This is a genomic window from Paraburkholderia madseniana (assembly GCF_009690905.1).
GTDB classification, from domain to species: Bacteria; Pseudomonadota; Gammaproteobacteria; order Burkholderiales; family Burkholderiaceae; genus Paraburkholderia; species Paraburkholderia madseniana.
The window spans coordinates 124,391-130,715 of the sequence record NZ_VOSW01000011.1 but is presented as its reverse complement, the minus strand read 5'-3'; the positions used below and the strand labels follow the sequence as shown (position 1 = coordinate 130,715).

Sequence of the window (6,325 nt, the reverse complement as noted above, 5' to 3'; positions counted from 1 at the left end):
CATACGATGCCATCGCACGGTATAGCTTCAACATCTGAAAGGCAAAAAAACACCCCTTCAAGAGGGGTGTTCGAAGTGAATTCCGCTCAGCGTTACAGAACTATGTATTCCTTGCTGGGGGGAATAAGCTCAGGCCGGGTTTATTTACAGAACCAATACCGTTCAGCTCGAAACGTACGCTACATAAGGCCCCGTGCCCCCACCCGTGGACGCCTTGCCCGAAATGCCGTAGTACACGTGCCGGCCATAGAAGAACGGCATGCCGAAGTCGAACTGCCGCGACAAGTAGATACCGAGGTTATTGAACGCGTAATTCCCCGACGCGTTCAGCGTCGCTCCGTTTGCGATATTGAAACCGAGTGAGACACTCGCCGGACTGGTTGCCACCAGCGTTGACGTCCGCCCCACCGTCGTCGTCGGGATGTAGTATCCGGACGCGCTGTCAATCGGGATCGTCAAGTCGGGGAAGAACAACACCGTCGATCCGGAATCGAAGAACGTCTTCGTCAGCGTGGTGCCGCCGTAGCTCGACGCGAAGTCGCCGTTCCCGTTCGTCCTGATCAGCGTGGCGCTCGTGCCGTTCAACACGTTGTTGGCTTGCGTGTCGATACCGAACACCAGCGTACCTTGAGCCGTCGCGCTGCCGCTGTCGGAAATCTGGCCCATCTCCAGAATCACACCGTTGTTATCCTGCCCGAACTTTGTGACCGGATTGGTGATCTGTCCGGTTACGAGCACCGAGGTGGCCGTGCCGGCGTTGGTGTAGTAGAACGCCGACACCGCTGCGTTCTGGCATGCCATGCCGCAGTCATTCGGGCTCACGCCGATGCCGAGGATGCCGTTTGCGCCGATATCGGTCGTGGTGACCAGGGGGCGGCCAACCTGGCACTCGGTCGGCGCGGCCACGGTCAGTGCCGAATCGCCGATCACGTGGATGGGTACTTTCTGTGCAATCTCGCCCGAAAGCGCTACGTCCGCATAGTGGACGGAACCCCATGCGTAGCCGCTGCCGAACAACGCACATTCGGCGAGCGGCAGACCGCTCGGCTGGGCGAGTTCGGGTGCGAGCGCACTGAATGTGGCGGCCGGAATGGCTGAGCGAACCAGGCGCAATCCAAACGACGCGGTATCGACGATCACATTCGGGATCGTCGCGCAGTTGGCGGTGGCGTTGGTACTGTCGGTACAGATCGTGACGCTGACCATGGGCTGATTGTGGATGCCCGTTTGGCTGACCGTCACCGCTATCGTATTGCCGGGACCAACTGCAGTAGGCACCGCCGACGCATCCACCGCGAGGACGTTGGACGAAGAACCTGTTCCGCTCGACGTCGCCGGCGAACTTCCGCCGCCCGGTGCGTTTATCGATGTGTTGCTGTTGGTTCCACTGTTGCTACCCCCGCTACCGCCCCCACCGCAGCCGGCCAGACTCAGCCCGAGCGCCGCGGCAATGATCCATGCGATTTTGCGCACTTTTATTCTCTCGATTGATTTTTAACAGACTTACTTGATGTCGTTAGCGCTAACGCCTTGCGGCAACGCTTGCGGCAGATAGGCTCGACCCACGAAGGCGCCCATATGGCCGCCCGTTTCAACGACCAGAGCCGACTGACGCACGACGGCTGCGCCATAGCCGCCGCCTTGCGCTGCGTGCGCGTCGGTGAGTCCCTGCACGTAAGACGGGAAGTAAGTGGCGAGCAACGTGTTGAGCGGCGGCATGGCGGGGCCTTCCCAGCTCAACGCAAACACGGTGTTGCCTGCCGCGATGTACTCGTTTACGACGGTGCCCGATGCAAGCGTGGTCTGACTCACGGTGTAAGTGGGCGAAGCCGCATTGGCGCTTGCAGCAAAGCGGGTCACCGCGCTGCCGCCCTGACTGGCCGCCCCTGCGCTGGTACTGCTGGCGGTCACGGGGTAGGTCGGTGCGCCGCCTAACCCTGCATACGCCGGAGCGACCGTGGTGAACGAGGCCGCGGCCACCACGAGCATTCGAAATTGGCTGATTATCATTTTTTGGTTTTCGACGTTTTTCGGAAAATGCGCGCGAACGTTTCCTCGCGCCCACGCGATATAAATACTAGCGCGCTTCGCTTCGATTAAAACAGACGAATAGCGTGGCGATTCGGGTTCTATTTGAAATTGAAAGGTAAGCCGCGGGAAACTGATAATGCGCAACACGGCGGACTGGCGAGTCCGGGCGCGCCGCGATCTCAAGCCTGTCCGGACGTTGAAATTCTGCCGAGCTTTTCGATCAGCACCGCAACGAAGGTTTCCGTGACGGGCGGCAGGGTCCTGCCGCGCTTCTTGATGAGGGCGATAGGGCGGGTGAACGCGGGATCGTCGATGGGGCGCACGATCAGCTCAGGTTCCGCTCTGACCTCGCGGGCCGACGCCGGCAGGATGGTCACACCGAGCCCCGCGCGCACCATCGCGACCGCGCTCATCATGTAGGTCGGCTCGCACGCGATCTCCGGCATGGCGTGCGCGTCGGCAAACGCGCTGTCAACCACCGCCCGCACGCTCGTGCCCTGCGCGGTGAGCACGAGCGGGACCCTGGCAAGGTCGGCCAGCGTGATGCGTTTGCGGCGCGCCAGCGCATGGCGCTTCGGAAATACCGCCACCAACCGGTCGATGCCCGCATGCAGCACCTCGAAGCTGGCGTCGCCCAGTTCGCCGCCGGTCAGGCCGATATCCACTTCTTCGTTGCGCACCAGCGTGTTGACCATGCTGGCGACCACGTCGCGCACATGAAAGCTCACGCGCGGCACGGTCTTCTTCAGGTCCTGCACAAGTTCCGGCAATACGCTCGCCGCGAAAGTGGGCAAGCACGCGATCCGCACCGTGCCGCTCGATCCCTCGCCGAGCGCACGCGCGTCGATCAGCACGTGCTCCATGTCATGCAGGGATTTTTGCAAGAGCGGCAGCAGTTCGCGGCCGGTCGGCGTCAGTGCGACGTTGCGGCTGTTGCGATCGAACAGGCGCAGGCCGACCGTTTCCTCGAGGCGCCGTATTTGCACCGTCAGGGCCGGTTGAGAGAGATGCAGGCGCGTGGCCGCGCGCGTGAAACTGCCTGTCTGCGCCACGGCGATAAATGCGCGAATGTCTCGAAGGTTCAGATCCATGATGGTTTGTAATAGCTGCGATCAATTCATTTCAATTGATTTATCACCGCCTCGAACTTACGCTGGATCACAGTAAAAAACAACATCGGAGACAAGAACATGCTGCCACTGCTGGGGCTAGCCACCATCGTCGTGCTACTCGGCGCGATTCTGTCGAAACGGATGTCGCCGCTAGTGGCGCTCATCATCGTGCCGCTCGCCGCGTCGCTGATCGGCGGGTTCGGTTTTCAGACAAGCAAATTCGTGATCGACGGGCTCAAGAGCCTCGCGCCCGTCGTCGGCATGTTCGTGTTTGCGATCCTGTACTTCGGTACCATCACCGATGCCGGCACGCTCGATCCGATCATTGACCGCATTCTGCGCGCGGTCGGCACGCGGCCCACACGGATCGTGATGGGCACCACGTTGCTTGCGCTGCTGATTCACCTCGACGGTTCCGGCGCGGTGTGCTTTCTCGTCACGATTCCCGCGATGCTGCCGCTCTACGATCGTTTGAAGATGGACCGGCGCGTGCTGGCCGCGGCCGTTTCGATGGCCGCCGGCATCAATTTTCTGCCGTGGACGGGGCCGATGATCCGCGCGTCGGCCTCGCTGCATCTGCCGATTTCGGCGTTGTTCAACCCGCTAATCCCCGTGCAGTTGATCGGCTTGGTGTTCGTCTTCGGCGTGGCGTTCTGGCTTGGGCGGCGCGAGGAAAAGCGGCTCGGCCTCACTGCCGCGAACGGTTCCGCGCCGATGCCAAAACGCGAGTTGACGCCCGAAGAGCAAGCCTTGCGCCGGCCGAAAAACTTCTGGTTCAACATCGTCCTGACGCTCGTCGTACTCGGCACGATGGTCGTGATGGGCGAGAAGATTCCGCCGGCCATCATGTTCATGGTCGGACTATGCATCGCGTTGATGGTGAACTATCCGAACGTCGACATGCAGCGCAAGCGGATCGACGCTCACGCGCGCGCTGCGTTGATGATGGCCGGCATTCTGCTGGCGGCCGGCGTGTTCACCGGCGTGATGCAGGGCAGCGGCATGCTGAAAGCGATGGCACAGGCGGCAGTCGGCTTCGTGCCGCCCGCCATGGCGGGCCACATCCCCGTCGCGCTCGGGTTGGTGTCGATGCCGTTGAGCATGCTGTTCGATCCGGACTCGTTTTACTTTGGCGTGCTGCCGGTGATTGCCGAAGTGGCCGGCCAACTCGGCGTGCCCGCCGTGCATGTCGGCCAGGCCGCGCTGCTTGGCCAGATGACCACCGGCTTTCCGGTCAGCCCGCTGACGCCGGCGACTTTCCTTGTGGTCGGCCTGTGCGGTATCGATCTCGCCGACCATCAGAAATTCACGTTCCCCCTGCTGTTCGGTGCGTCGATCGTCATGACGATCGCCTGCGTCGTGCTGGGGATATTCTCGTTGTGAGTTTGACTGTTTGACTGAATGGAAACGACCAGCATGATAGCGACTCCACATAGGCAGCCGGTCCGAATCGGCGCGGGCGCGGGGTATTCCGGCGACCGTATCGAACCCGCGGTCGAACTGGCGGAACACGGCGCGCTCGATTACCTGGTGTTCGAGTGCCTCGCCGAACGCACCATTGCGATCGCGCAGCAGGCGCGCAGCAAAGATCCTGAACTGGGCTACGACCCGTTGCTCGAAACGCGCATGGCGGCTGTGCTTCCCGCAGCGATTCGCAACGGCGTGCGGATCATTTCGAACATGGGCGCGGCCAATCCGCTTGCGGCGGCGCGAAAGACTGCCGGGATCGCGCGCGCGCTCGGTCTCGGCGACGTGAAGATTGCCGCCGTCACCGGCGACGATGTACTCGACGTCGTGCGGCAGGGCAATTTCCGTTTCGAGGAGTCCGGGGAAAGCGTCGCTTCGTACCGTGACCGCCTCGTGTCCGCGAATGCCTATCTCGGCTCGGCGGCGATTGTCGAGGCGCTTGCGGCCGGCGCGCAAGTCGTCCTGACCGGACGTGTCGCCGATCCGTCGCTGTTCGTCGCGCCACTGATCCACGAGTTCGGCTGGCAGATGGACGACTGGCAGACGCTTGGCCAGGCGACTGTGACCGGCCATCTGCTCGAATGCGCGGGACAAATCACCGGCGGGTATTTTGCCGATCCGGGTTTCAAGGACGTGCCCAATCTCGCGAGGCTCGGCTTTCCCATCGCCGAAGTCGCGCCGGACGGCACGGTGGTCATCACCAAGCTTCCGCAGGCCGGTGGCCGGGTAACCGAGGCAACCTGTAAAGAGCAACTGATGTATGAGATTCACGATCCGCAGCGTTATCTGCAACCGGACGTGGTCGCCGATTTCACGCAGGTGCGTGTCATGCAGGAAGCGCCGGATCGCATTCGCGTGAGCGGCGGACGCGGTACGCCGCGCACCGATACATTGAAGGTGTCGGTCGCTTACTTCGACGGCTATATCGGCGAAGGGCAGATTTCATACGGTGGTCCCGGCGCGCTGGCGCGTGCCCGGCTTGCACTCGATATCGTGCGGGAAAGGCTTGCCCTGACGGGCGTCGAAACGCTTGAATTACGCTTCGATCTGATCGGTGTGAACGCATTGCATGGCGACACGTTGGCTGCCGGTCACGCCGAGCCTTATGAAGTGCGAGCACGGGTCGCGGGGCGCGCTGAATCGCTGGCGCAAGCAGTGAGGATCGGCAACGAGGTAGAGACGCTTTACACGAACGGCCCGGCGGGCGGTGGCGGCGTGACGAAGTCAGCGCGCGAAGTCGTCGCGGTGCAATCGGTATTGTTGCCGCGCGAGCATGTCAAGCCGGCATTCTCGCTGGTGGAGGCGTGACATGAAACTACGTGAGCTTGCTCATTCGCGGACCGGCGACAAGGGCAATACGCTGAATATTTCCGTCATCTGTTATGACGCGAAGCACTATGAGCATCTGCGAGCGGTGTTGACACCGGAACGGGTCAAGGCACATCTGAACGACGTGGTGCGCGGCGAAGTCGTGCGTTATGAACTGCCTGGTATCGCCGCATTCAACTTCGTACTCGGCCATGCGCTCGGCGGAGGTGTGACGCGTTCGCTTGCGCTCGACGCGCACGGCAAATCGTTGAGTTCGGCGTTGATGGGGCTGGAGGTGGAAGCGCCGACTGCAGGTGGAAACGCTCCAGTTCTGTAGTTCGCTGGCATTGCCGCCGCTGCTGCATATCGCTAGCCTGACCTGAGGCCCTAAGTTCAAGCTTCGAGGG

6 protein-coding genes are annotated in these 6,325 nt (G+C 61.9%); 3 read left to right on the top strand and 3 right to left on the bottom strand.

Translation table 11 applies throughout. From position 1 onward, the window contains the following. Positions 1-162: 162 nt before the first annotated feature. The 3 genes from FSO04_RS08385 to FSO04_RS08375 all read right to left on the bottom strand — a co-directional run bounded on the left by FSO04_RS08385 (position 163) and on the right by FSO04_RS08375 (position 3,122). Positions 163-1,473, bottom strand: a complete 1,311-nt coding sequence (locus FSO04_RS08385; protein ID WP_168435608.1) for a DUF3443 family protein — start codon at positions 1,471-1,473, stop codon at positions 163-165. A gap of 30 nt (positions 1,474-1,503) precedes the next feature. Continuing rightward, on the bottom strand, positions 1,504-2,010 hold the full coding sequence (locus FSO04_RS08380) for a DUF2844 domain-containing protein (protein ID WP_233464774.1): 507 nt from the start codon (positions 2,008-2,010) through the stop codon (positions 1,504-1,506). A 200-nt stretch (positions 2,011-2,210) separates the two neighbouring features. After that, entirely contained in the window at positions 2,211-3,122 is a 912-nt protein-coding gene (locus FSO04_RS08375; RefSeq protein ID WP_154559218.1) for a LysR family transcriptional regulator, read from the bottom strand. A 99-nt stretch (positions 3,123-3,221) separates the two neighbouring features. Here FSO04_RS08375 and FSO04_RS08370 point away from each other — a divergent pair, with 99 nt between their 5' ends. From FSO04_RS08370 to FSO04_RS08360, 3 genes are read left to right on the top strand one after another with little or no spacing between them, the layout of a single operon-like run. Further along, positions 3,222-4,526 (top strand): CitMHS family transporter, encoded by a 1,305-nt coding sequence (locus tag FSO04_RS08370; protein ID WP_154559217.1) that lies wholly within the window; start codon positions 3,222-3,224, stop codon positions 4,524-4,526. Positions 4,527-4,559: 33 nt separating this feature from the next. Next, a complete protein-coding gene (locus FSO04_RS08365) occupies positions 4,560-5,918 on the top strand; it encodes an acyclic terpene utilization AtuA family protein (protein ID WP_154559216.1) in 1,359 nt (452 codons plus the stop codon). 1 nt (position 5,919) lies between these two features. Continuing rightward, positions 5,920-6,255: an AtuA-related protein gene (locus FSO04_RS08360; RefSeq protein ID WP_154559215.1), complete on the top strand. Its 336-nt coding sequence runs from the start codon at positions 5,920-5,922 to the stop codon at positions 6,253-6,255. Positions 6,256-6,325: the final 70 nt, after the last annotated feature.